This is a genomic window from Streptomyces sp. NPDC047049, from assembly GCF_040643995.1.
Classification (GTDB): Bacteria; Actinomycetota; Actinomycetes; order Streptomycetales; family Streptomycetaceae; genus Streptomyces; species Streptomyces mooreae.
Genome location: NZ_JBEYVM010000012.1, coordinates 174791 through 196666, shown reverse-complemented (window position 1 = coordinate 196666; position 21876 = coordinate 174791). Strand labels below are relative to the sequence as shown.

Here is a 21876-nt window from a genome sequence, read left to right as displayed (position 1 = left end):
GGGGGGGGGGGGGGGGGGGGGGGGGGGGGCGCCCCCAACCCCCCCCCCCCCCCACCCCCCCCCCCCCCCGCCCCCCCCGCCACCGGCACCCACCACGAACAGCAAGCCGCCCCCGCCCAAACCCCACCCCCGCCGAAGGCGAAACGCAAAGCGGCGCCGCAGAAAACAACGTGGGGCAGGGGCCCAGCGCGCCAGCGCGCCCCGGCGACTAGCTGTGGCCGAGTTCCTCCGCCGGCCCGGTCTCCTCGACCGAGCCCCCGTCCCGCTCGGGACGCAGCGACAACGGCTCGACGACCGTCTCGTCAACAACCGGCGCGGCCGGCCGCGGCGGTTTCGGCATCACGGCCGCCTCGGAGTGCGCCCCGCACCCGTACGCGAGGGAGACGACCCGGCCGTCCGCCGGGGAGAACTCGTTGGCGCAGACGCCGAAGGCCTGGCCCAGGGAGCCGGGGAGCAGGGTGAGGAAGCCGCAGGACACGCAGGTGGCGGGGGCCGCCTGGGCCATGGGGGTCTTGGCACCGAAGGCCTCTTCCCAGCGGTCGGCGGCGGTGTGCAGGCCGTAGCGGGAGAGCACCCGGGCGCGGCGCATGCCCAGTTCCTCGGCGACCGCGGCGATGCTGCCGCGGTCGGGGGCGGGCTGGATCGCGGGCGAGCCGGGGACGACGTCCGCTTCCTCGGAGTCGGCGATGTCGGCGGCCATGCCCTCGGCGAGGGGGGAATTCGGCGGCGGGGTGTCCTCGCCGCTGTAACCGGGCTCCAGGCGCAGGTCATCGGCCTCGGTGGGCAGCAGGTCGCCGGGGCCCATGTCGCCGGGGCGCAGCCGCTCGCTCCACGGCACCCACTCCGGTGCGAGGAGCGCGTCGGGGCCGGGCAGCAGGACCGCCTCGTCGAGCGTGACGAGCTTGGCGCGGGAGGCGCGGGCGACCGTCACGGCCCAGCGCCAGCCGCGGTAGCCGGGCTCGTTGCAAGCGAAGAGGTGGGTGACGACGCGGTCTCCGTCGGCCACCGCATCGATGTGCTCGCCGACCATGCCGGGCAGTGCGGCCTCCTCCGCCGCCTCCCGGGCAAGGTCGACCGCCTCGGCGCACAGGCGGTCAGGGGTACGGCTTCGCATCGCAGCACTCACAAGAATCGATTCTCTCTTCTACGCCGTCTCACGAGTGCGCCAGCCGGAGCTGTCCTTGTCCTGTCCGGACGACCGGCGGTACCGGGGCGGGCGGAGCGGACCAGGGGACCGCGTCGACGTCCGCGCCCGGTCGTTTCGGTCGAGCGCACCTCTTGCGTCCCATTCTGCGGGATCGCGCGGAGGCACGCGGCCAAAAACGACCGCCGGTGGCGCGCTACACACGCTACCCCTTCAACGGTGTACGACCCCCCGGTGGGAGGGCAAATGTCAGTGCCGGCGACCGCGGGCCGCTGCGCCTCGCGCGCCAATGCGGAGAAAGTGCCCTCTCCTGGGCGAGTTGGGGCACTATGACCAGGTGGCTGCCGCAAGGGCGTCGAAGGTGTCGAGGGTGTCCAGGACCGCAGGGAAGTCGTCACAGGTGTCGCACGCCTCGACCCGGGGCGGGAAGGGGGCCGGCCGGGCCCGCCGGGCGGGCCGGGTTCTGGGGCATGCGCTGCGCAGGCCCGTGACCGGCGCGGCGCGGGGGCTGCGGCGTGCCACGCATGCGCACGGCGCGGGCGAATCGGGTCTGGGCAAGCTGATCGAACTGCACGCGGTGAACTCCGCGGGCGACGTCATGATCACCGTCGCGCTGGCCTCGACGGTGTTCTTCGCGGTGCCGACGGACCAGGCGCGGGGCCGGGTGGCGCTGTATCTGGCCGTGACGATGGCCCCGTTCGCCCTGCTCGCGCCGGTGGTCGGGCCGCTGCTGGACCGGGTGCCGCACGGCCGCAGGGCGGCGATGGCGGGATCGATGCTGGCGCGGGCGCTGCTGGCGCTGACGATGTCGGGCGCGGTGGCGACCGGCGGGCTGCAGCTGTATCCGGCGGCGCTGGGGGTGCTGGTGGCGTCGAAGGCCTACGGGGTGGTCCGCAGCGCGGTGGTGCCGCGGCTGCTGCCCCCGCGGATCTCGCTGGTCAAGGCCAATTCGCGGGTGACGCTCGCGGGGCTGCTGGCGACCGGGGTGGCGGCGCCGATGGGGGCCGGGCTGCAACTGCTCGGGCCGGGCTGGCCGCTGTACGGGGCGGGTGCCGTGTTCGCCGCCGGGACGGTCCTGTCGTTCTCCCTGCCGCCCAAGGTCGACTCGGCGAAGGGCGAGGTCCGGGCCCGGCTGGCGTCCCGGGAGGCATCGGCGCGGCCGGCCGGGGGCGGGAAGCGGAAGCCGGGGCTGCGGACGGTCGGGCCGTCGGTGCTGCACGGGCTGCAGGCCAACGCCGCGCTGCGGGCGCTCTCCGGTTTCCTGACGTTCTTCCTGGCCTTCATGCTGCGCGAGCATCCGCTGGGCGGGCTGGGTGCGGCGGCCTCGCTGGGGCTGGTGGTGGTGGCGGCCGGTACCGGAAACGCGTTGGGGACGGCGGTCGGCGCCTGGCTCAAGGCGCGCGGTCCGGAGCCGATCGTCGCGGCGATGCTGGGGCTGGCGCTGTGCGCGACGGTGCTCGCCGCGGTGTTCTACCCGGTGCTGGCGGTGGTCGTGGTCCCCGCCGCGGCGGCCGTCGCGGGGCTGTGCCAGGCGCTGGCGAAGCTGTCGCTGGACGCGATGATCCAGCGCGATGTGCCGGAGGGGGTGCGCACCTCCGCGTTCGCCCGGTCCGAGACGGCGCTGCAGATGTCGTGGGTGGTGGGCGGCGCGATCGGGATTTCGCTGCCGCTGATCGGCCCGCTGGGGATGGCGGTGGCCGCCGGGCTGGTGGCGCTGGGCGTGGTGCTGGCCGTACGCGGACTGCTGAGCGCGGCCCGGCGGGGCGGTACGCCGGCCCCCCGGGTGGCCTGACATCCGACGGGCGACGCGGCACGCCGTACCCGGGCGTGGCGTGCGCCGGGGCGCCAGATAGCCTGCCCGTATGACCGCTGCGTTGATCTCCTGGGGCAAGGGCCGCCGTGCCGCTGCCGCCATCGGTGCCGTGTCCCTGGGTCTCCTCACCCTCTCCGCCTGCGAGAAGCCGACATCCCTGGCAACCGTGACCGTCGGTTCGACGACGGTGCAGGCCGAGGCCACCCCCGGCTGCGACGGCGGGGGCAAGGTCCTCTCCAAGAAGGCCGTCGCCGCCTGCATCACCAAGAAGGGCGGCAAGACGATCACCGTCCACCCCGGTGAGAAGGTGCGCGTCGGCGTCGACCCGGAGGTCGCCAAGTCCGGGTGGATCGTCATCGGTGCCGGCCCCGTCATGCGCGCGCCCAGCAAGCAGACGTACCGCAGCTTCGACGCGGACACCCTCTTCATGCAGCAGAACCCGCAGACCGGTCAGACCTCCTACCGCAACGACGTCACTCTCCAGGTCGCGGAGCTGGGCGGCGGCGAGGGCCCCAAGACCCTGTGGCACTTCACCCTGAAGCAGCAGGACTGAGAGAGCTGAGACGGGAGGGCCGGCCGATGCGGGTCCTGGTCGTCACGGCGGTGGCCGCCGAGCGCGACGCGGTGGCCGCCGCGGCTGAACCCTGCGACGAGGCCCGCGGCGAGACGGCGCTGCCCGGCGGGTACGCGCTGCGGCGTGCGGCGGGTGCGCCGGTGGCGCTCGACGTGCTGGCCGCCGGTGTCGGCCCGGCCGCCGCTGCCGCCGGTACGGCCACCGCGCTGACCGCCGCCGCGCTCGCCACAGCTCCGTACGACCTGGTCGTCTCGGCCGGTATCGGCGGCGGCTTCGCCGCGTCCGGCGCGGCCCTGGGCTCCGTGGTGGTCGCCGACGCGATCGTCGCGGCCGACCTGGGCGCCGAGACCCCCGACGGCTTCACCCCGGTCACCGACCTCGGCTTCGGAACGGTGGCGCACCGCCCCGACCCGGCGCTGGCCGAGGCCGTCGCCACGGCGGCCGGTGCGGCCCTGGGCACCGTGGTGACCGTCTCCACGGTCACCGGCAGCGCGGCCCGCGCCGCCGAGCTGGCGGCGCGTCACCCCGGGGTGCTGGCCGAGGCGATGGAGGGCTTCGGGGTCGCCGAGGCGGCCGCCGCGCACGGCGTGCCGGTGCTGGAGATCCGTACGGTCTCCAACGCCGTCGGCCCGCGCGACCGCGCCGCCTGGCGCATCGGCCCCGCGCTCACCGCCCTGACCGGTGCCTTCCGCACGCTTCCCGGAGCCCTGACGGCCGCCACCGCACCGGCTCCGGCGCCCGCACCGGCTCCGCACCATCCCTGAGGAGGACCCCGTGACCCGGCCGCTGAACATCGCGTACTCGCCGTGCCCGAACGACACCTTCGTCTTCGACGCGCTGGCGCACGGCCGGGTCCCGGACGCGCCGGAGCTGGCGGTCACCTTCGCCGATATCGACATCACCAACGGCATGGCCGAGCGCGGTGAGTTCGATGTGCTGAAGGTGTCGTACGCGGTGCTGCCGTGGGTGCTCGACGACTATGCGCTGCTGCCCTGCGGCGGGGCGCTGGGGCGCGGCTGCGGGCCGCTGGTACTGACCAGGGAGCAGGGGACGGCCGCGGACCTGGCGGGCAGGACGGTCGCGGTGCCCAGCGAGCGGTCCACCGCGTATCTGCTGTTCCGGCTGTGGGCGGCGGCCGAGGTGCCGGGCGGGGTCGGGGAGATCGTGGTGCTGCCGTTCCACGAGATCATGCCGGCCGTGCGCGACGGCAAGGTCGACGCGGGCCTGGTCATCCACGAGGCGCGCTTCACGTACCAGAACTACGGCCTGGTCCGCCTGGCCGACATGGGAGAGCACTGGGAGCTCGCCACCGGGCTGCCGATCCCGCTCGGCGCGATCATCGCCAAGCGGTCGCTGGGCGAGCGGGCGTTGCGCGAGCTGGCGGCGGCGGTCCGCAGCTCCGTGCTGATGGCCTGGGACGACCCCGAGGCCTCCCGGCCGTACGTCCTGGAGCATGCCCAGGAGATGGACCCGAAGGTCGCCGACCAGCACATCGGGCTGTACGTCAACGAATTCACCGCCGACCTCGGCGAGGACGGCTATGCCGCGGTGCGCGGGCTGCTCACCCGCGCCGCGGCCGAGGGGCTGGTTCCGCCCCTCGGCCCCGATGCGTTGCGGTTCGTGTGAAGCATGTGACGTAGGCAGCGCATGAGGTGCGCCGCGTGTGAGGTGTGCCGCGGGTGACGGCCGGGTGCGGCCGCCCGCGGGCAGGTGTGCTCAGACGTCCAGTTGGTCGGCGACGGCGCGCAGCATGCCGGCGATCTTCGCGCCGTGCACCTTGTCCGGGTAGCGGCCGCGCTCCAGTTGCTGGGTGACGTTCTCCAGCAGCGTCGTCAGGTCCTGGACGATCGAGGCGAGTTCATCGGGCTTGCGGCGCTGCGCCGCGGCCACCGAGGGTGCGGGGTCGAGGAGCGTCACGGTCAGCGCCTGGTCGCCGCGCTGGCCCGCGACGACGCCGAATTCGACGCGCTGGCCAGGCTTGAGTGCGGCCACGCCGTCGGGCAGCACCGACGAGTGCACGAAGACGTCACCGCCGTCATCGCGGGAGAGAAAGCCGAAGCCCTTCTCACTGTTGAACCACTTGACCTTGCCGGTAGGCACGTCTGTCCTCGTCCTCGTACTCGTTGGAAAGAAACGTTGAAATCTGGGGCCGGGTCTACTGCGGAGACTGCGGGGTGGGTGTCCCCCCGCTCGACGAGCGAAGCCGAGAGTGGGGAGGGGCTGGAAAGCAGTGCAGCGGGCCGCAGGACCCGCCATCACCCAGGCTAATGGTCCCAAGGCCGGTGACAAGACGCCGCCGGGTGGATCCTCGGTGCTTCTGGCCCCGACTTACCCTGGTCAGGTGTCTGACGAAACTCCCCAGGCCGGGGATCTGCTGGTCCGAATCGGCGCGATCATGTTCCTAGTTGGCGCAGTGGCCACTCTCGCCACGGTGGCGCCGCTGTTCCTCGGGACCGAACCGCTGCCGTCCGTCTTCTACTGGCTGTGCATGCTGATGGGGCTCGGCTTCCTCATCGCGGCGGCCGGAGTGATCCGTTCCGCCACCGCTCAGCGCCGTCAGGTGGCGGCGCCGCCGCCCCCGTCCGCCACGTAGCGCTCCAGCCAGGACGGAAACTCCGTCAGGTCGGCGAGCACCACCTCGGCACCGGCGTCGCGCAGCTCCCTGGCGTCGCACGGGCCGGTGGCGACCGCGACGGACAGCGCGCCGGCGGTGTGCGCCCCCACGACGTCGCCGGTGTGATCGCCGACGTAGACCGGCGCCCGGTGGGTGCGCAGCGCCTCGGCCTTGCGCTCGGCCCACAGCGAGCCGAAGAGGGCGTCCACCCCGAGGCCGAGGTGTTCCAGGTGCAGCTTGGCGTTGGGCTCGTACTTCGCCGTCACCACGATCGCCCGGCCGCCCGCCGAGTGCACCGCGTCGATGGCCGCCCGGGCGCCGGGCAGGGCGGGCGACGTGGTGATCGCGTACTCCGGGTACAGCGCGCGGTAGAGCTCGGCGATCTCCGTCACCCGCTCCGCGGGGAACCACTGGCGGATCTCGTCCTCCAGCGGGGGCCCCAGCCGGCTCACCGCGAGGTCGGCGTCGATCACGGTGCCGGTCCTGGCCGAGAGCTCCTGATACGCGGCCTTGATGCCCGGGCGGGAGTCGATCAGCGTCATGTCGAGGTCAAAGCCGACCGTCAGCCCGACCGTCGGAGAGTGCGCAGCCATGCCTGCCATTGTGCCTGGGGGCGCGTTCCGGCCGGGAGGAGGCCCCTGGCGGCCCGGCCTCCTCATCGCGGCGCCCGTCGCATCCGCCACACCAGGAACAGCGCCGAGGCGACCGCCGCCACCCGCACCACCCCCGGCAGCCCGTCGGCCATCTCCTGCCCCAGCCGCCCCTGCGCGATCGGCTCGCCCCAGCGCCCGTCGAACCGGCCCCACAGCCACACCACCAGCCCGCCGACGACGGTCCCCGGCACGCCGAGCGCCGCGAACTTGGCCTCGGCCCGGCTCAGCCGCCGGGAGACGTAGGCGAGCCCCCAGCCGCCCGCCAGCGCGAGCCAGGACCCCAGCGCCGCACCGGCCACCAGCAGCAGCACGGCCAGCGTCAGCACCGGGCTGAGCGGCGCCCGCGCCGGCACCACCACGACGTCTTCGCCGGCCCCGGCCGCGGGCGCCGCACCGGGCCCGCCGCCGCGCCGCCGGTCGAGCACCCGCCGGACCATCCGCCGCAGCGGACGCTCCGCCGGCGCCGCGCCGTACGCGTCCTCCTCCGCATCCTGCTCCCCGGCTCCCTTGGCCCCGTCCTTCGTCATCGGCACCCGGTCGCTCTCCGGCCGGTCCCATATCTCCGGGATCTCGATCCCGCCGACGAACCCCGGAACGGTCTCGCCCGGCCCGAACGGCGCCGGCTCCACCCGCCACCAGTCGGGCGCGTCACCGTCGTCGCCCAGCTCGTCGGCGCCGGCCAGATGCGGTGGCAGGCCGACGGACGGCGCGGCCTGCGGCCCGCCGGCGCGCGGGGCGGGCACCGCGCCGTACGGGCCGTCCGTGCCGTGCGGGGCGTCCTTGCCGTTCGCGGGCGGCTTGCCCGTCAGCCCGCCGCGCCGGGCCAGGCCGGTGAGCTTGTCGCGCGCCGCGCTCCACGGGCGCGGGGTCCCGGCGGGGCGCGACGGGTCCGCGGGCGGAGCCGGGCCGAGCGGCACGGAAGGGCCGGCTCCCGGGGCGCTCCCGGCCTCCGGTCCCTTCCGCGGCTCCGGTCCGCGCCCCGTCTCCGCTCCGCGCCGTGCCTCCGGGCCGCCAAAGGACGCGCCCGGCGCCCGGCCGTCCGTGCTCCCCGCGGCCGCGACCACCGCCTCCGGCGTCCCCAGCCGCGCCAGGATCCGCTTCACACCGGACACCGAATCGGCTTGCTGTCCGTCTATCTCGGCCCGGAGCCCGGTGACCAGCCGCATCCGCGTGGCGGAGGGCAGTCCGCGCTGCTGGGCCAGGTCGCCCACCCGGCTCAGATAGTCATAGACGAGCTGATCGCTCTCGATCCCCACGAAATCCCCTGCGGCGTCCGCTGGTTACTGCCCCGACGGTACCGCCTCGGCCGCCCGGCGGGCCGGAGGCCGCGGGGGCCGGGGCGGGGTGGCGTACCCGTGGCGTTGCGGCGTTCCGTGGATACCGTGCCGCCGCTCGGTCCCCCGTCAGGCCCGGCCCGGCTAACGTAGGACGAATGACCGGTACACCCCGCACCCTCGCCGAGGAGCTCAGGACCCGCACCGACCGCGGGCTCGTCGGGCTGCTGCGGGCACGGCCCGACCTGCTCAATCCGGTGCCGGGCGATGTCACCCAGCTCGCCACCCGGGCCGGGACCCGGGCGTCGGTGGTCCGCGCGGTGGAACGGCTCGACCGGTTCGTGCTGCAGACCGCCGAGGCGCTGGCGGTGGCGCCCGACCCGTGCCCGTACGACACGCTGGGCGCGCTGATGGGCGGGGACACCGGGGACGCGGCGGTCGCCGCCGAGCTGCCCAGGGCGGTGGCCGAGCTGCGGGCGCAGGCGCTGGTGTGGGGCCCGGACGACCGCCTGCGGCTGGTGCGTACGGCCCGTGAACTGCTCAGCCCCAGCGCCGCGCATCCGTCGCCGACCGGGCTGGGGCCGACCGTCGCCGAGGCCGCGGCCGGGATGTCGCCGGGGCGGCTGCAGGAGATCATCGCCGCGGCCGGGCTGCCCGCCACCCACGATCCGGTCACCGCGGTCGCCGCGCTCTCCGCCCTGTTCTCCGACCGCGCACGGATGACGGCGCTGCTCGACACCGCGCCCGCCGAATCCGTCGCCGTCCTCGACAAGCTGCTGTGGGGCCCGCCGTACGGCGGGGTCACCGACCGTCCGGCCCCGCATCTGCAGTGGCTGCTGGACCGGGGCCTGCTGCTCCCGGCGGGCGCCCGCAACGTCGTCCTGCCGCGCGAGGCGGCGCTCCATCTCCGCGCCGGGCGCGCCCATCACACCCCCGAGCCGGTCCCGCCCGCGCTCGCCCCCGCCACGGAACGCGATCCACAGCTTGTGGACAACGCCGCCGCGAGCCAGGCGTTCACCGCGCTGGCGACCGTCGAGGAACTGCTCAAGGAGTGGGACCTGGGCGGGCCCGGTGTCCTGCGCGCCGGCGGGATGAGCGTCCGCGACCTCAAGCGCACCGCCACCGCCCTGGACACCACCGAGCAGCTGGCCGCCTTCTGGCTCGAACTCGCCTACGGGGCCGGGCTGATCGCCTCCGACGGTGAGGCCGACGAACGGTTCGCGGCCACCCCGGCCGCCGAGGAGTGGCTGCAGCTGCCCGACCACGAGCGCTGGGCCGTGCTGGCGTCCGCCTGGCTCTCCGCGACCCGCACCGCGGGTGTCGTCGGCAGCGCCGATGCCAAGGGCCGCGCGCTGGCCGCCCTCGGCCCGCACCTCGACCGCTCCCCCGCCCCCGAGGTCCGCCGCCGTGCCCTCGCCCTCCTCGCCGGCCTGCCGCCCGGCACCGCCGTACCGGCGGCGGCGGTCCGCTCCCGGCTGCAGTGGGAGCGTCCGCTGCGCAGCGCCGGGGCCGCGGGCCAGGTCCCGGCACCGGCCACGGGCCGGACGCCGGCCGCGGCGGGGGCCGTCGACGGCGGCGTACCGTCCTCCGGTCCCGCCGGCCCGGCGCCCGGGCCCGCTCGCGCCCCCGCCGGCTCCGCCCCCGCCGACGACCTCCGCTCGCGTCTCGCGCAATGGACGCTGACCGAGGCCGAGTTGCTGGGCGTGACCGGCCGCGGCGCACTCTCCACCCACGGCCGCGCGCTGATCGACACCGCCTCGGCCGGCACCACCTCGCAGTCCGCCGCGGCCTCCTCCGCCGCCGCGCCCGCGGAGGCCCCTTCCCCCGCGGACACCGACGCCGCCGCGACCCGCGCCGCCGCGCTCCTCGCCCCCCTCCTCCCCGAACCCGTCGACCACGTCCTCCTCCAGGCGGACCTGACCGCCGTCGCCCCCGGCCCGCTGCACCGCCCGCTCGCCGACGCGCTCGGCGTCCTCGCCGACATCGAGTCCAAGGGCGGCGCGACGGTCTACCGCTTCACCCCCGCCTCGGTACGCCGCGCCCTGGACGCCGGCCGCTCCGCCGTCGAACTGCAGGAATTCCTCACCGCCCACTCCCGCACCCCGGTCCCCCAGCCGCTCGCCTACCTCATCGACGATGTGGCCCGTAAGCACGGCCGGCTCCGGATCGGCGCGGCCACCGCCTATGTCCGCTGCGACGACGACGCCCTGCTCTCCGAGATCCTTGCCGACCGCCGTGCCGCCACCCTCCGGCTGCGCCGGCTCGCCGCGACCGTGCTCGCCGCCCAGACCGCCCCCGACCAACTCCTCGACGGCCTGCGGGCGATGGGCTACGCCCCGGCCGCCGAGTCCACCGCGGGCGACGTACTGATCGCCCGCGCCGACACCCACCGCACCCCGCCGCGCACCGCCCCCACCCCGGTGCCCGACGGCCCGCCGACCCCCGACGCGACCCTGCTCACCGCGGCGGTACGTGCCATCCGGGCCGGCGACCTCGCCGCCACCGCGGAACGCAAGCCCGTCCACGCCCCCGCTCCGGCCGCCCCCGGCGCCCTCCCCCGCACCACCTCCGCCGAGACCCTTGCCACCATGCAGGCCGCGGTGCTGACCCACTCCGCCCTGTGGATCGGCTATGTCAACGCCGACGGCGCCGCCAGCCAGCGCGTCATCGCGCCGGTACGCGTCGAAGGCGGCTTCGTGACGGCCTACGACCACACCTCCGACGAGGTGCGGACCTATCCGCTGCACCGGATCACGGGAGTCGCGGAACTGGCGGACGACTCGGTCTGAGGGGTGGGCGGCAGGGCCTGGCGGGGGCAGCGGGGGCACGGCAGGGACACGGCGGACGCCTCCGGCCCAGGCCGCTTCCCGGGCGCTTCGGGGGAGGGCCCGCCCTTCCGTCGCTGACGCCCGCCGCGCAATGCGGCACACTGGACGTTTGGCCGTATGTGCGGTCGAGGTCTGCGGCCGAGGGCCGTGACCGTGATCAACGGTCGAGGTGTTGCGGCCGGTACCGGCGGCGAAGGCCGGGAAGTGAAAGGCGAGGCGCGTGAACGGACCCCTCATCGTCCAGAGCGACAAAACGCTGCTGCTGGAGGTGGACCACGAGCTGGCGGACGCCTGCCGGCGGGCCATCGCGCCCTTTGCCGAGCTGGAGCGGGCGCCGGAGCACATCCATACCTACCGGGTGACGCCGCTCGGACTGTGGAACGCGCGGGCGGCCGGGCACGACGCCGAGCAGGTCGTCGACGCGCTGGTGCAGTTCTCGCGGTACCCGGTGCCGCATGCGCTGCTCGTCGACATCGCCGAGACGATGTCCCGCTACGGGCGGCTGACGCTCACCAAGCACCCCGCGCACGGCCTGGTGCTGACCACCACCGACCGCCCGGTGCTGGAGGAGATCCTGCGCTCGAAGAAGGTGCAGCCGCTGGTCGGGGCGCGGCTGGACCCGGATTCGGTCGTGGTGCACCCCTCGGAGCGCGGGCAGATCAAGCAGACGCTGCTCAAGCTGGGCTGGCCCGCCGAGGACCTGGCCGGTTACGTGGACGGCGAGGCGCATCCGATCGAGCTGGACGAGAACGGCTGGGCGCTGCGGCCGTATCAGCAGCAGGCGGTCGAGGGGTTCTGGCACGGCGGCTCGGGTGTGGTCGTGCTGCCCTGCGGCGCGGGCAAGACGCTGGTCGGGGCGGGCGCGATGGCGCAGGCCAAGGCGACCACGCTGATCCTGGTGACGAATACGGTCTCGGCCCGGCAGTGGAAGCACGAGCTGGTGAAGCGGACCTCGCTCACCGAGGACGAGATCGGCGAGTACAGCGGGACGAAGAAGGAGATCCGGCCGGTCACCATCGCCACGTACCAGGTGCTGACGACCAAGCGGAAGGGCGTCTACCCGCACCTGGAGCTGTTCGACTCCCGCGACTGGGGTCTGGTCGTCTACGACGAGGTGCACCTGCTGCCCGCACCGGTCTTCAAGTTCACCGCCGATCTGCAGGCGCGGCGGCGGCTGGGGCTGACCGCGACGCTGGTGCGCGAGGACGGCCGGGAGTCGGATGTCTTCTCCCTCATCGGGCCCAAGCGCTTCGACGCGCCGTGGAAAGAGATCGAGGCACAGGGGTACATCGCCCCGGCCGACTGTGTCGAGGTACGGGTCAACCTGACCGACTCGGAGCGGCTGGCGTACGCGACCGCCGAGACCGAGGAGAAGTACCGCTTCTGTGCGACCACCGCCAGCAAGCAGCATGTGACCGAGGCACTGGTCCGCCGCCACCAGGGCGAACAGACGCTGGTCATCGGGCAGTACATCGACCAGCTGGACGAGCTGGGCGAGCATCTGAACGCGCCGGTGATCAAGGGCGAGACCACCAACGCACAGCGCGAGAAGCTGTTCGGCGCCTTCCGGGAGGGTGAGATCTCGGTGCTCGTCGTCTCGAAGGTCGCGAACTTCTCGGTCGACCTTCCGGAGGCCACGGTCGCGATCCAGGTGTCCGGCACGTTCGGCTCGCGCCAGGAGGAGGCCCAGCGGCTGGGCCGGGTGCTGCGTCCCAAGGCGGACGGACACGAGGCGCGCTTCTATTCGGTCGTCGCGCGCGACACCATCGACCAGGACTTCGCGGCACACCGCCAGCGCTTCCTGGCCGAGCAGGGCTACGCCTACCGCATCGTGGACGCGAACGAGTTGCTGGCGGCGGACGACGAGGTCTGAGCTCCCGCTCAGACCGCCCGCGCGCCGCCGGCGAGCTGCTGCTCGGCGCGCGGCGCCGGGAGGCGGCCGGCCGCCGCACCGGGTATGCCGGAGGGCTTCCGCGTCCACCGGGCCACGGCCGCCAGCAGGGCGAGACCGAGCAGCGGATACGGGGCCGCGAACGGCTGCTGCCACCACGCGAAGTGCAGGTCGAGATCGCCGGTGTGCGGGATGATCCACATCGAGCGGGCGGCGAAGGCGAGGGTGACGGCGGCCGGCAGCGCCCTGCGCCACGGGCTGCGCCGGGTACGGGCGGCGAGCGCGACGAGCAGCGGCACACACCAGACCCAGTGGTGGGACCAGCTGATCGGCGAGACCAGCAGCGCCGTGATCGCCGTGCACAGCACGCCCCAGCTGTCCAGACCGCGCCGCAGATACACCCGGCGGGCGGTGTAGAGCCCCGCCGCGGCGGTCAGCAGCGCGGGCACCGCCCACAGCAGGCCGGGCTCGGGCTGGTGCAGTACGCGGGTGATCAGGCCCTGCAGGGACTGGTTGTCGACGATCCAGACCTTGCCGACCCGGCCGGTCTCGAACATCCGCTGCGTCCAGTACTCGATGCTGGCATCGGGCAGGACCAGCCAGCCCAGCAGCGCCGAGGCCAGGAACCCGCCGAGGACGGTGAAGGCGGCCTTCACCCGGCCGGTGACGAGGAGATAGACACCGAAGATCGCGGGGGTGAGTTTGATGCCCGCCGCGATGCCGGTGGCGAACCCCTTGAAGCGGGCGCCGTCCGGACGGGAGAGGTCCCACAGGACCAGGCAGGTCAGTGCGAGGTTGACCTGGCCGAAGACAAGGGTCTGGAAGACCGGCTCCAGCCAGAGGCCGAGCGCGGTGGTGGCGAGGAGGGCGGGCGCGGTAAAGGAAGCCTTGCGCAGGCCGGCCGCCTTGCAGGAGAGCTGGATCAGCAGCGCGAGAAGGGCCGCGTTGACGAGCACGCACACGACTTTGAGCGTGCCGAGCGAGAGCCAGGTGGTCGGTATGAAGAGCACGGCCGCGAAGGGCGGATAGGTGGCCGGAAGTGCCCACTTGGTGACCGTGAAGCCGTAGAGATCACCGCCCGCCGAGGCCGCCTGGCCCTCGGCGCGGTAGACCGCTATGTCGGACATCGGCATCGGCAGGACCTGGTACAGCACCCATAGTCCGGCGAGTGACGCCATGAGCAGCGCCGCTGCGATCACCAAGCGTCCGGGGCGGGCGTCGCCCTGCCCCCGGGTCCGTCTCCACGTCCGCGTCCCGTCGGCGGCAGACACCCGTTGTCCCCTCCCCGTAGCCCTGAGTGCGCTCTCTTCCGGCGACGCTAATGGATCGAGCCCGACGGGCCGTAACGGTTTCCGGACAACCGGATGGCAACGGGGGTGGTGCGGAGGCGAGTCGTGCGGAGCCGGGTGTTCATGGAGTCAGGCGTTCGTGGCATCGCGGTTGTCGTGCCGGGCGTTCGTGGTGTCGGGCGTGCGCGGTTCGTCCGCGTACTCGCCCATGACGGCGACGCTGAAGGCGGCCGAGACGAAGACCTTGATCGCGCGGAGTGCGTTGCCCACGAGGTAGCGGTGCTCGTGGACGGCGGCCACGCCGCGTCCGGGGTCCGCGCCGAGGGCCGTGGCGCCCTTGACCGGGTGGACGGAGATCGGAGGGACAGGACCTGGGGGAATCGCTGCGCTGCTCATGTCTCCATGATGAAATTCACGCGATTGCAGCACATCGGTCCATAGGTCCATCCCTGGGGCCGGATGTCCGTCTCCAGGCCCACCCGGCCCCCTACGGGAGGCCTACGGCGCCCTCAGGGTTCGTTCGTCCCGAAACGACCGCCGCAACGCCGCCGGAAATCCGTTGGCGCCGTTCCGAGCCGCTGACTACAATCGCGCGTCTGCCTGCCTCCCGTCGAGGAGTGCCGCCGACCGGTCGGAAACCGGACGGCCCTTCGCTTCACGCCGCTGACCCGCGCACCGCCTGACCCGCGCCGCGCACCGACACCGGCCCGCCGCGCCCGCTCACCCTGGCGCGCCCGCCGAAGTACCCGCCCCCGGAGGCAACGCCGTGCCCTCGCACGCCCACCCGTCACCCAACCACCACCCCTCATCGCCAGCGCTCCGCGCCGAAAGCCACTCCCCGTCACCCGACCACCACCCCCTTCCCACTCCCGCCCCCGACCCCCTCCAACGCGAAAAGTCCCACCTGGCCGCCTCCCGCGCGGCCCTGCGTGCCATGCGCGAGGACGCCGAGGCGCTGAACATCGCCGACGTCACCGCGAACTGGGTCAACGCCGAAGTCCTCCAGGGCGAGATCGACGCCCGGATCAAGGCGCTCGCCGACCTCTCCCACACCCCGCTCTTCTTCGGCCGCCTCGACTACCTCCACGCCCCCGGACTCGACCTCGCCGAAGGAGCATCAAGAGGGGCGGCGCAAAGCGCCTCCAGCGAGGGTGGTGGTGGGCTACGGGAGGGAGAGCATTTCTACATCGGGCGGCGGCACGTCCACGACGCCGACGGCGACCCCATGGTCATCGACTGGCGCGCCCCCGTCTCCCAGCCGTTCTACCGGGCCTCCAAAAAGGACCCGATGGACCTGAGACTGCGGCGGCGTTTCGGTTACACGGCGGGCGAGTTGACCGCCTACGAGGACGAACACCTCACCGACCCCGCGGAGGCGGAACGGACCAGCCGGCTCCTCCAGACCGAGATCGAGCGCCCGCGTGTCGGCCCCATGCGGGACATCGTCGCCACGATCCAGCCGGAGCAGGACGAGATCGTGCGCGCCGGCATCGGCGGCTCGGTCTGCGTACAGGGCGCGCCGGGCACCGGTAAGACGGCGGTCGGCCTGCACCGTGTCGCGTATCTGCTGTACGCACACCGCGAGCGGCTGGCCCGGGCCGGCACCCTCGTCATCGGCCCGAACCGCTCGTTCCTCCACTACATCGAGCAGGTGCTGCCGGCCCTCGGTGAGCTGGAGGTCAAGCAGGCCACGGTCGACGACCTGGTCGGCCATGTGGAGGTACGCGGCGCGGACGAGGCGGCCGCCGCGGCGGTCAAGGGCGACGCGCGCATGGCGGAGGTGCTGCGGCGGGCGGTCCGCTCGCACATCACCATGCCGCAGGAGCCCTGCGTGGTCGTCCGCGGCTCCCGCCGCTGGCGCGTACCGGCCTACGAACTCGAAGAGCTCGTACAGGAGTTGATGGGCCGGGACATCCGCTACGGCGCCGCCCGCGACGCGCTGCCGCAGCGGATCGCGCACGCCGTGCTGGTCCGGATGGAGCAGGCGGGCGAGGCCCCGGACGACCGGGTGCAGGACGCGGTGGCCCGTAACCCCGCCGTGAAAGCCGCGGTCAAGGCGGTCTGGCCGCCGGTCGACCCGGCAAAGCTGGTGCTGCGGCTGCTGGGCGACGCGGAGTTCCTGGCCGAGCAGGCCGAGGGGATCCTGACGCCCGAGGAGCAGAAGACGATCCTGTGGACCAAACCGGCCCGCAGCGTGAAGAGCGCCAAGTGGTCTTCCGCGGACGCGGTGTTGATCGACGAGGCGATGGACCTGGTCGCGCGCACCCACTCCCTCGGCCATGTGGTCCTCGACGAGGCACAGGACCTCTCCCCCATGCAGTACCGCGCGGTCGGCCGCCGCTGCACGACGGGCTCCGCGACCATCCTCGGCGACATCGCCCAGGGCACCACCCCCTGGGCCACCCACACCTGGGAAGAGGCACTGGCCCACCTGGGCAAGCCCGGTGCGGCCGTCGAGGAACTCACCCAGGGCTTCCGCGTACCGCGCGAGGTCATCGCGTACGCGTCCCGGCTGCTGCCCGCCATCGCCCCCGATCTGACGGAGGCCACCTCCATCCGCGAGTCGGCGGGCGACTTCGAGATCCGTCCGGTCGATCCGGCGGACCTGACCGCCGCCACCCTCGCGGCCTGCGACGATGCACTGACGAAGGAGGGCTCGGTCGGCCTGATCGCCGCGGAGGCCCGGATTCCGACGCTGCGCACGGCCCTGGAGGCAGCGGGCACGGTCTGCCTGGCCCCCGGCGAGGAGACCTCGGCCGAGGCCCGGCTGACGCTGGTACCCGCCACCCTCGCCAAGGGACTGGAGTACGACTACGTCGTCCTGGAGGAGCCGGCCGCGATCGTCGACGGCGAGCCGGACGAACGCACCGGCCTGCGCCGCCTCTACGTCTGCCTGACCCGGCCGGTGTCCGGCCTGACGGTGGTTCATGGTGCGGCGCTGCCGGAAGCACTGACCGGCCCCTGAGGAGCGGACGGCGGGCGTCGGGCCCCCTGGGCCCCGGGGCGACGCCCGCCCGGCGCACCCGCCCCGGGCCCGCCGGACGACGCCCCGGGCCCGCAGCCCGACGCCTCAGGCCCGCAGGCCGACGCTCACGCCCCCTCCGCGACCGGCTGGTCCAGCGCCTCCCGCCACGTCCGTACCGCCGCCGCCTCCACGGGCGCCGTCCAGCCGGCGGGCCGGGCCGCGCCCCCGATGTGGAACGCGTCGAGACCGGCCGCACGCAGCACCGGCAGATGACCGAGCCCGAGCCCGCCGCCGACCAGGATCCGCGGCGCATACCCGGGCTCGCCCGCTGCCGTACGTGCCTGCTCGGCCAGCAGCGTCCGCACCCCCGCCTCGACGCCCTGCGCGGAACCGGCCGTCAGATAGGTGTCGAGCCCGGCGGTGCCGGCCGCCGCCGACAGCTCCTTGCGCAGCGCGTCCCGGTCGGCGGCCCGGTCGATGGCCCGGTGGAAGGTCCACCGGCAGCCGTCGATCACCTCGGCCAGCGCCGCCACCGCATCGAGATCCGGCCGCCCGTCCGGCGTCAGAAAGCCGAGGACGAACTCCTCGGCGCCCTCCGCCCGCAGCGCCGCGGCCTCCTCGCACAGCGCCGTCACGTCACCGGCCGCGAAGCCGTCGGCGGACCGCAGCATCACCCGCAGCGGAAGGTCGACGGCCGCCCGGATCGCCGCGAACGCCGCGCGGGGCGGGGTGAGCCCGTCGGCCGCCATGTCCGTGACCAGCTCCAGGCGGTCGGCCCCGCCGGCCTGGGCGGCGACCGCGTCCCGCGGGTCGAGCGCGATCACCTCCAGGAGCGCGCGCTTGCTCATATGACCTCATCCTTCAATGACGACAGGTCTAGTCCAATATCCCAGACTACGGGCCACCCGGCAGACCACGCACGTCCGGCGCGCAGCCACGACACCCCGGCGCGCAGCCAACGCCGGCCCGTCACCCCGACGACACCCCGGCCCGAAACACCCCTGGGGCACGCTCTCCGGGCTGGCGCTCTTCACCGGCGCCGTCCGCGTCCTCAACCGGCGCCCCCGCGACGCCCGCGTCGTCGGCACGCTGTCCCTCGTCTCCGTCCTGGCGACGGTCGGGGGCTGGCTGGCATTCCAGCACGTCGTCGCACACGGCGAGATCGATGTGACCGGGTCCGTCCGCATCCAGCGAACACAGCCGCTGGACGGGGAGACGAACCGGAGCCTCACGTTCCTTCTCGACGCCCCGCCCTGAAGGAGGCACGCGACGCCCTGCGCCTGACGCTGGCCATCAACGACCACGACCCGGCCGGCCCGACCTCGACGCCCTGCGGGACTACGTCACCGACAACGCCTGGAACCAGGACTTCTCCACGTCCCTCTGGTCCATCCCCAAGGCCGACCCCAGATGGGAGAGCAACTACAAGCCGAGCGTCGACACGATCGACGCCCTCTCGTGCCACGACGCGCCCCAGCCCTGACCGGGCACTCGCCCTCCACCGCGGTTTCCCGGCGCGCGAGGCACAATGGCGGGCATGACCTCCGGCTCCCGTACGGCAGACACCACCGACCCGGCGCAGGAGCTGCGGCAGCGCTGGGCCGTGACCGTGGCCAAGGCCCGCGGCACCAAGAACCCCACGGCCCCCGACCCCGCCCCGTACGCGGACAACCTGCTGTCCCGTTGGCGCGAACCGCAGCGCCACTACCACACCGTCGACCATCTGACCGCGGTCCTCTACCGCATCGACGAACTGGCACAGCACGCCGACGACTTGCCCACCGTCCAGTTGGCGGCCTGGTTCCACGACGCCGTCTACCGGCCGGACCGCTCCGAGAACGAGGAGCGCAGCGCGGCCCTCGCCGAACGCGCCCTGCCCGAGCTGGGCATCGGCCCGGCCCGCACGGCCGAGGTCGCCCGCCTGGTGCGGCTCACCGTCACCCATGACCCGGCGCCCGACGACCCCGACGGCGAGGTGCTGTGCGACGCCGACCTCGCCGTGCTCGCCGGGTCCCCCGACGAGTACGCGGCCTACGCCGCCGCGGTCCGTGCCGAGTACGCCTTCGTACCCGAACCCGACTTCCTGGCCGGCCGCTCCGCCGTCCTGTCCCAACTCCTCGCCCTCCCCCGCCTGTTCCGCACCCCCCGCGGCTACGACCGCTGGGAACACCTCGCCCGCCGCAACCTCGCCACGGAGCTGGATCTGCTGCGGGGGGCGTAGGGCTCCGGGGACGTGTCTCCGGCCGGCTCCAAGGGGGCGTCTGCTCCCTCACCGGCGGCCGGGAACGCGACGGGGAGGCGACCGGCTGGGCGGAGGTGCCGCGACCGGTACCGTGACCGGGAATGTAAGCCGTCCTACCGCTGTTAGTAGCTGACATGCCAGCACCGTCCGACCGCGCCCGCCTGCCCATAGCCGTGTACGTCCTCGGCCTGTCCGTCTTCGCTCTCGGCACGTCCGAGTTCATGCTCTCCGGCATCCTCCAGCCGCTCGCCCGCGACCTGCACGTCTCGATTCCGCAGGCCGGGCTCCTGGTCTCCGCCTTCGCGATCGGCATGGTGGTCGGCGCCCCGGTCCTCGCCGCCGCAACGCTCCGCCTTCCGCGCCGGACGACCCTGATCGCGCTGCTCGCCGCCTTCGGCCTGGGCCAGGTGGCAGGCGCGCTGGCACCCTCCTACGGCGTGCTGTTCGCCTCCCGTGTCGTGAGCGCGCTGGCCTGCGCCGGATTCTGGGCCGTCGGCGCGGCCGTCGCCGTCTCGCTGGTACCGGTGACCGCACGGGCCCGCGCGATGGCGGTGATGGTCGGCGGCCTGAGCATCGCCAATATCGCGGGCGTCCCGGCCGGCGCGCTGCTCGGCCAGCACGCCGGCTGGCGCGCCGCGTTCTGGGCGGTGGCCGGCCTGGCCGCGATCGGCCTGCTCGGCGTGGTCGCGCTGGTGCCGCGTACGGCCGTGCCCACCGGCGACGACCGCCCGCAGCTCCGTCGCGAGCTGGCCATCTACAAGGACAAGCAGGTCTGGCTGGCGCTGACCGCCACGGCGCTCAACGGCGCCGCGGTCTTCGCGCTCTTCTCGTACCTCTCGCCGCTGCTGACCGACACCGCAGGCCTCGCCGAGAGCTGGGTGCCGACGGTGCTCGCGCTGTTCGGCGTCGGCGCACTGATCGGTACGTTCATCGGCGGCCGGATCGCCGACGCGCACCTCTTCGGGACGCTCTTCGGCGGCATCAGCGCCTCCACGGTCGTACTGGCCGTCCTGGCGCTCACCGCGCACAGCCCGGCCGCCGCCGTCGCGCTCTCGCTGATGCTCGGAGTGACCGCGTTCACCACGGCCCCGGCGCTCAACGCCCGGATGTTCAACGTGGCGAACGCCGCGCCGACCCTGGCCGGCGCCACCACCACCGCCGCCTTCAACATCGGCAACACCCTCGGTCCCTGGCTCGGCGGCCTGGCCATCGGCGCGGGCTGGGGCTACCCGTCCGTCGCCTGGACCGGCGCCGCGCTGGCCGCGGCGGCCGTCGTCACCACCGCCCTCGCCTTCCGGCTCCACCACGCGACCAGCCGCTCCCGGGTAATCGCGTCCTCGGCCACCGCCACTCCGGCGACGGCGGCACACACGACAGCGAAGGCAGCGGAGGCAGTAGGGGCAACCGGGGCGGTGGAGACCGCGGCGGCCACCACGACGGCGGCAGCGTCGGAGACCGGATCCGGCGGGAGGGCGCCGAGCTCCTGAGCCGGCCCCCTCGGCCCCACCGCGGCGCCACGTCCCGACTCCACGTCCCGGCCCTACGCCCCGCCGTCAAACCTCCACCGCGTCTGGCTGTACGTCTCCCCCCGCCCGAACCCGAAGGCCGTGACCGGCTCGACGCGGAAGACCAGGGCCCGGCCGCCGCCCTGCCCGTGGAACGCGCCGTCGCGGACGTCGAAATGCCAGTCGCTGCCGTACTTCTCGGTGTACAGACCGGCCAGCCGGTGCAGCGTCGGCTCGTCGCTGACCTGCACCGCGTCGCCCTCGACCACCACATCGAGCCCGGCGTGCAGATCGTTGCCGCCGGCCGTCGAGGTCGTCAGCACGCAGTGCGCGTTGGTTTCCAGGTTCTTGGCCTTGCGTTCGCCGGGGCCGGTGCAGAAGTGGAGGGCGCCGTCCGACCAGACGGCGAGCAGCGGGGTGACATGCGGACGGCCGTCGGGCCGGACGGTGGTGAGCCAGAAGATCTCCGCCTCGGTGATACCGCCGACGGCCGTGGGCCATCCGGTCGCCGTGGCGTCCTCACTGCTGTAGTCGGGGTCGAGATCGGTGGCCGGCTCCCGGCCCGGTTCGCTGACGGACATGGCTGTCCCCTTCCCATCCGGCTTCCACACGGCGCACGCAGGCTCAGGCCCATCGTCCGGCGATCCACCGCCCCGCCCGCGCTACGACGCGCCGCAGGAGGTCTACGGGGCGAGGCTCCACGGGCCGCGGCTCACGGCGTACGGCTCCACGGACCGGCCGGGGCCGGGGGCCTCACACCCGCGGCGGCCGGTGCTTGGGGCGGCGCAGTCCCGCGGCCGTCAGGCGGCGCAGGAGTTCCTTGCTGCCGACCTCCACGGCGCCGGCCCGCACCGCATCGCCGTACCGCTCCGCCGGCAGGTCGTAGTGGTCACGCTCGAACGCCCGCCGGGGCGCGCCGATGCCCGCGGCGAAGACGTGCAGTTCGTCGAAGGAGTGGTCGCTGACCAGGTGGGACCACATCCGGCCGTGTCCGGGCCAGGTGGGGGGATCTATATAGACCGTCACGTCATTCCTCCGGCCGGGTCACCGCGTCAGCGCGCCGCACCGTCCGCCGCCTCGCGCC

General features: G+C 74.1%; 20 protein-coding genes. 11 read left to right on the top strand and 9 right to left on the bottom strand.

Going from position 1 to position 21876, the window contains the following annotated elements; genetic code table 11:
• Window positions 1-208: 208 nt before the first annotated feature.
• On the bottom strand, window positions 209-1114 hold the full coding sequence (locus ABZ851_RS25260; protein ID WP_361131600.1) for a DUF3027 domain-containing protein: 906 nt from the start codon (window positions 1112-1114) through the stop codon (window positions 209-211).
• A 319-nt stretch (window positions 1115-1433) separates the two neighbouring features.
• Here ABZ851_RS25260 and ABZ851_RS25255 point away from each other — a divergent pair, with 319 nt between their 5' ends.
• The 4 genes from ABZ851_RS25255 (at window position 1434) to ABZ851_RS25240 (ending at window position 5157) form a co-directional block, all read left to right on the top strand.
• Entirely contained in the window at window positions 1434-2936 is a 1503-nt protein-coding gene (locus ABZ851_RS25255) for an MFS transporter (RefSeq protein WP_361131597.1), read from the top strand.
• A 70-nt stretch (window positions 2937-3006) separates the two neighbouring features.
• A complete protein-coding gene (locus tag ABZ851_RS25250) occupies window positions 3007-3510 on the top strand; it encodes a hypothetical protein (RefSeq protein WP_361131594.1) in 504 nt (167 codons plus the stop codon).
• Window positions 3511-3536: 26 nt separating this feature from the next.
• On the top strand, window positions 3537-4295 hold the full coding sequence (locus ABZ851_RS25245) for a futalosine hydrolase (RefSeq protein ID WP_361131591.1): 759 nt from the start codon (window positions 3537-3539) through the stop codon (window positions 4293-4295).
• Window positions 4296-4305: 10 nt separating this feature from the next.
• A complete protein-coding gene (locus tag ABZ851_RS25240; RefSeq protein ID WP_361131588.1) occupies window positions 4306-5157 on the top strand; it encodes a 1,4-dihydroxy-6-naphthoate synthase in 852 nt (283 codons plus the stop codon).
• 90 nt (window positions 5158-5247) lie between these two features.
• Here the strand turns inward: ABZ851_RS25240 and ABZ851_RS25235 are convergent, their stop codons facing one another.
• Window positions 5248-5631: a cold-shock protein gene (locus tag ABZ851_RS25235; RefSeq protein ID WP_018089689.1), complete on the bottom strand. Its 384-nt coding sequence runs from the start codon at window positions 5629-5631 to the stop codon at window positions 5248-5250.
• Window positions 5632-5926: 295 nt separating this feature from the next.
• Between ABZ851_RS25235 and ABZ851_RS25230 the strand changes: the two genes are divergently transcribed.
• On the top strand, window positions 5927-6124 hold the full coding sequence (locus ABZ851_RS25230) for a hypothetical protein (RefSeq protein ID WP_361131636.1): 198 nt from the start codon (window positions 5927-5929) through the stop codon (window positions 6122-6124).
• On the opposite strand, the gene ABZ851_RS25225 is transcribed toward ABZ851_RS25230, so the two are convergent.
• Complete coding sequence (locus tag ABZ851_RS25225; protein WP_361131585.1) at window positions 6088-6738, bottom strand: haloacid dehalogenase-like hydrolase; 651 nt, start codon at window positions 6736-6738, stop codon at window positions 6088-6090. The two genes, ABZ851_RS25230 and ABZ851_RS25225, sit on opposite strands and share 37 nt — an antisense overlap.
• A 62-nt stretch (window positions 6739-6800) precedes the next feature.
• Window positions 6801-8054, bottom strand: coding sequence for a hypothetical protein (locus ABZ851_RS25220; RefSeq protein ID WP_361131582.1), 1254 nt, complete (start codon window positions 8052-8054; stop codon window positions 6801-6803).
• A gap of 176 nt (window positions 8055-8230) precedes the next feature.
• On the opposite strand from ABZ851_RS25220, the gene ABZ851_RS25215 reads away from it, so the two are divergent.
• Window positions 8231-10861 (top strand): helicase C-terminal domain-containing protein, encoded by a 2631-nt coding sequence (locus ABZ851_RS25215; RefSeq protein WP_361131579.1) that lies wholly within the window; start codon window positions 8231-8233, stop codon window positions 10859-10861.
• Window positions 10862-11120: 259 nt separating this feature from the next.
• On the top strand, window positions 11121-12773 hold the full coding sequence (locus tag ABZ851_RS25210; protein ID WP_311628009.1) for a DNA repair helicase XPB: 1653 nt from the start codon (window positions 11121-11123) through the stop codon (window positions 12771-12773).
• Between the two features lie 8 nt (window positions 12774-12781).
• On the opposite strand, the gene ABZ851_RS25205 is transcribed toward ABZ851_RS25210, so the two are convergent.
• A complete protein-coding gene (locus tag ABZ851_RS25205) occupies window positions 12782-13969 on the bottom strand; it encodes a glycosyltransferase 87 family protein (protein WP_361131633.1) in 1188 nt (395 codons plus the stop codon).
• Between the two features lie 240 nt (window positions 13970-14209).
• On the bottom strand, window positions 14210-14476 hold the full coding sequence (locus ABZ851_RS25200) for a hypothetical protein (protein ID WP_361131575.1): 267 nt from the start codon (window positions 14474-14476) through the stop codon (window positions 14210-14212).
• Between the two features lie 508 nt (window positions 14477-14984).
• Between ABZ851_RS25200 and ABZ851_RS25195 the strand changes: the two genes are divergently transcribed.
• A complete protein-coding gene (locus tag ABZ851_RS25195; protein WP_361131630.1) occupies window positions 14985-17045 on the top strand; it encodes an AAA family ATPase in 2061 nt (686 codons plus the stop codon).
• Window positions 17046-17170: 125 nt separating this feature from the next.
• On the opposite strand, the gene ABZ851_RS25190 is transcribed toward ABZ851_RS25195, so the two are convergent.
• Complete coding sequence (locus ABZ851_RS25190; RefSeq protein WP_361131572.1) at window positions 17171-17893, bottom strand: copper homeostasis protein CutC; 723 nt, start codon at window positions 17891-17893, stop codon at window positions 17171-17173.
• Between the two features lie 16 nt (window positions 17894-17909).
• Here ABZ851_RS25190 and ABZ851_RS25185 point away from each other — a divergent pair, with 16 nt between their 5' ends.
• From ABZ851_RS25185 to ABZ851_RS25175, 3 genes are all read left to right on the top strand, one after another.
• Window positions 17910-18302, top strand: coding sequence for a hypothetical protein (locus ABZ851_RS25185; RefSeq protein WP_361131569.1), 393 nt, complete (start codon window positions 17910-17912; stop codon window positions 18300-18302).
• A 280-nt stretch (window positions 18303-18582) separates the two neighbouring features.
• Window positions 18583-19266, top strand: a complete 684-nt coding sequence (locus ABZ851_RS25180) for a hypothetical protein (protein ID WP_361131566.1) — start codon at window positions 18583-18585, stop codon at window positions 19264-19266.
• Between the two features lie 155 nt (window positions 19267-19421).
• On the top strand, window positions 19422-20774 hold the full coding sequence (locus tag ABZ851_RS25175) for a Cmx/CmrA family chloramphenicol efflux MFS transporter (protein ID WP_361131563.1): 1353 nt from the start codon (window positions 19422-19424) through the stop codon (window positions 20772-20774).
• Window positions 20775-20827: 53 nt separating this feature from the next.
• Here the strand turns inward: ABZ851_RS25175 and ABZ851_RS25170 are convergent, their stop codons facing one another.
• Complete coding sequence (locus ABZ851_RS25170; RefSeq protein WP_361131560.1) at window positions 20828-21373, bottom strand: pyridoxamine 5'-phosphate oxidase family protein; 546 nt, start codon at window positions 21371-21373, stop codon at window positions 20828-20830.
• Between the two features lie 172 nt (window positions 21374-21545).
• The gene (locus ABZ851_RS25165; RefSeq protein ID WP_361131557.1) at window positions 21546-21818 is read right to left on the bottom strand and encodes a DUF4031 domain-containing protein; all 273 of its coding nucleotides are present in this window, start codon (window positions 21816-21818) and stop codon (window positions 21546-21548) included.
• Between the last annotated feature and the right edge of the window lie 58 nt (window positions 21819-21876).

Coding starts and splice junctions, on each gene's coding strand:
- ABZ851_RS25260 (WP_361131600.1), bottom strand. CDS start 1,114: ATGCGAAGCCGTACCCCTGACCGCCTGTGCGCCGAGGCGGTCGACCTT.
- ABZ851_RS25255 (WP_361131597.1), top strand. CDS start 1,434: ATGCGGAGAAAGTGCCCTCTCCTGGGCGAGTTGGGGCACTATGACCAG.
- ABZ851_RS25250 (WP_361131594.1), top strand. CDS start 3,007: ATGACCGCTGCGTTGATCTCCTGGGGCAAGGGCCGCCGTGCCGCTGCC.
- ABZ851_RS25245 (WP_361131591.1), top strand. CDS start 3,537: ATGCGGGTCCTGGTCGTCACGGCGGTGGCCGCCGAGCGCGACGCGGTG.
- ABZ851_RS25230 (WP_361131636.1), top strand. CDS start 5,927: ATGTTCCTAGTTGGCGCAGTGGCCACTCTCGCCACGGTGGCGCCGCTG.
- ABZ851_RS25225 (WP_361131585.1), bottom strand. CDS start 6,738: ATGGCTGCGCACTCTCCGACGGTCGGGCTGACGGTCGGCTTTGACCTC.
- ABZ851_RS25215 (WP_361131579.1), top strand. CDS start 8,231: ATGACCGGTACACCCCGCACCCTCGCCGAGGAGCTCAGGACCCGCACC.
- ABZ851_RS25205 (WP_361131633.1), bottom strand. CDS start 13,969: ATGGCGTCACTCGCCGGACTATGGGTGCTGTACCAGGTCCTGCCGATG.
- ABZ851_RS25200 (WP_361131575.1), bottom strand. CDS start 14,476: ATGAGCAGCGCAGCGATTCCCCCAGGTCCTGTCCCTCCGATCTCCGTC.
- ABZ851_RS25190 (WP_361131572.1), bottom strand. CDS start 17,893: ATGAGCAAGCGCGCGCTCCTGGAGGTGATCGCGCTCGACCCGCGGGAC.
- ABZ851_RS25185 (WP_361131569.1), top strand. CDS start 17,910: ATGACGACAGGTCTAGTCCAATATCCCAGACTACGGGCCACCCGGCAG.
- ABZ851_RS25180 (WP_361131566.1), top strand. CDS start 18,583: ATGACCTCCGGCTCCCGTACGGCAGACACCACCGACCCGGCGCAGGAG.
- ABZ851_RS25175 (WP_361131563.1), top strand. CDS start 19,422: ATGCCAGCACCGTCCGACCGCGCCCGCCTGCCCATAGCCGTGTACGTC.
- ABZ851_RS25170 (WP_361131560.1), bottom strand. CDS start 21,373: ATGTCCGTCAGCGAACCGGGCCGGGAGCCGGCCACCGATCTCGACCCC.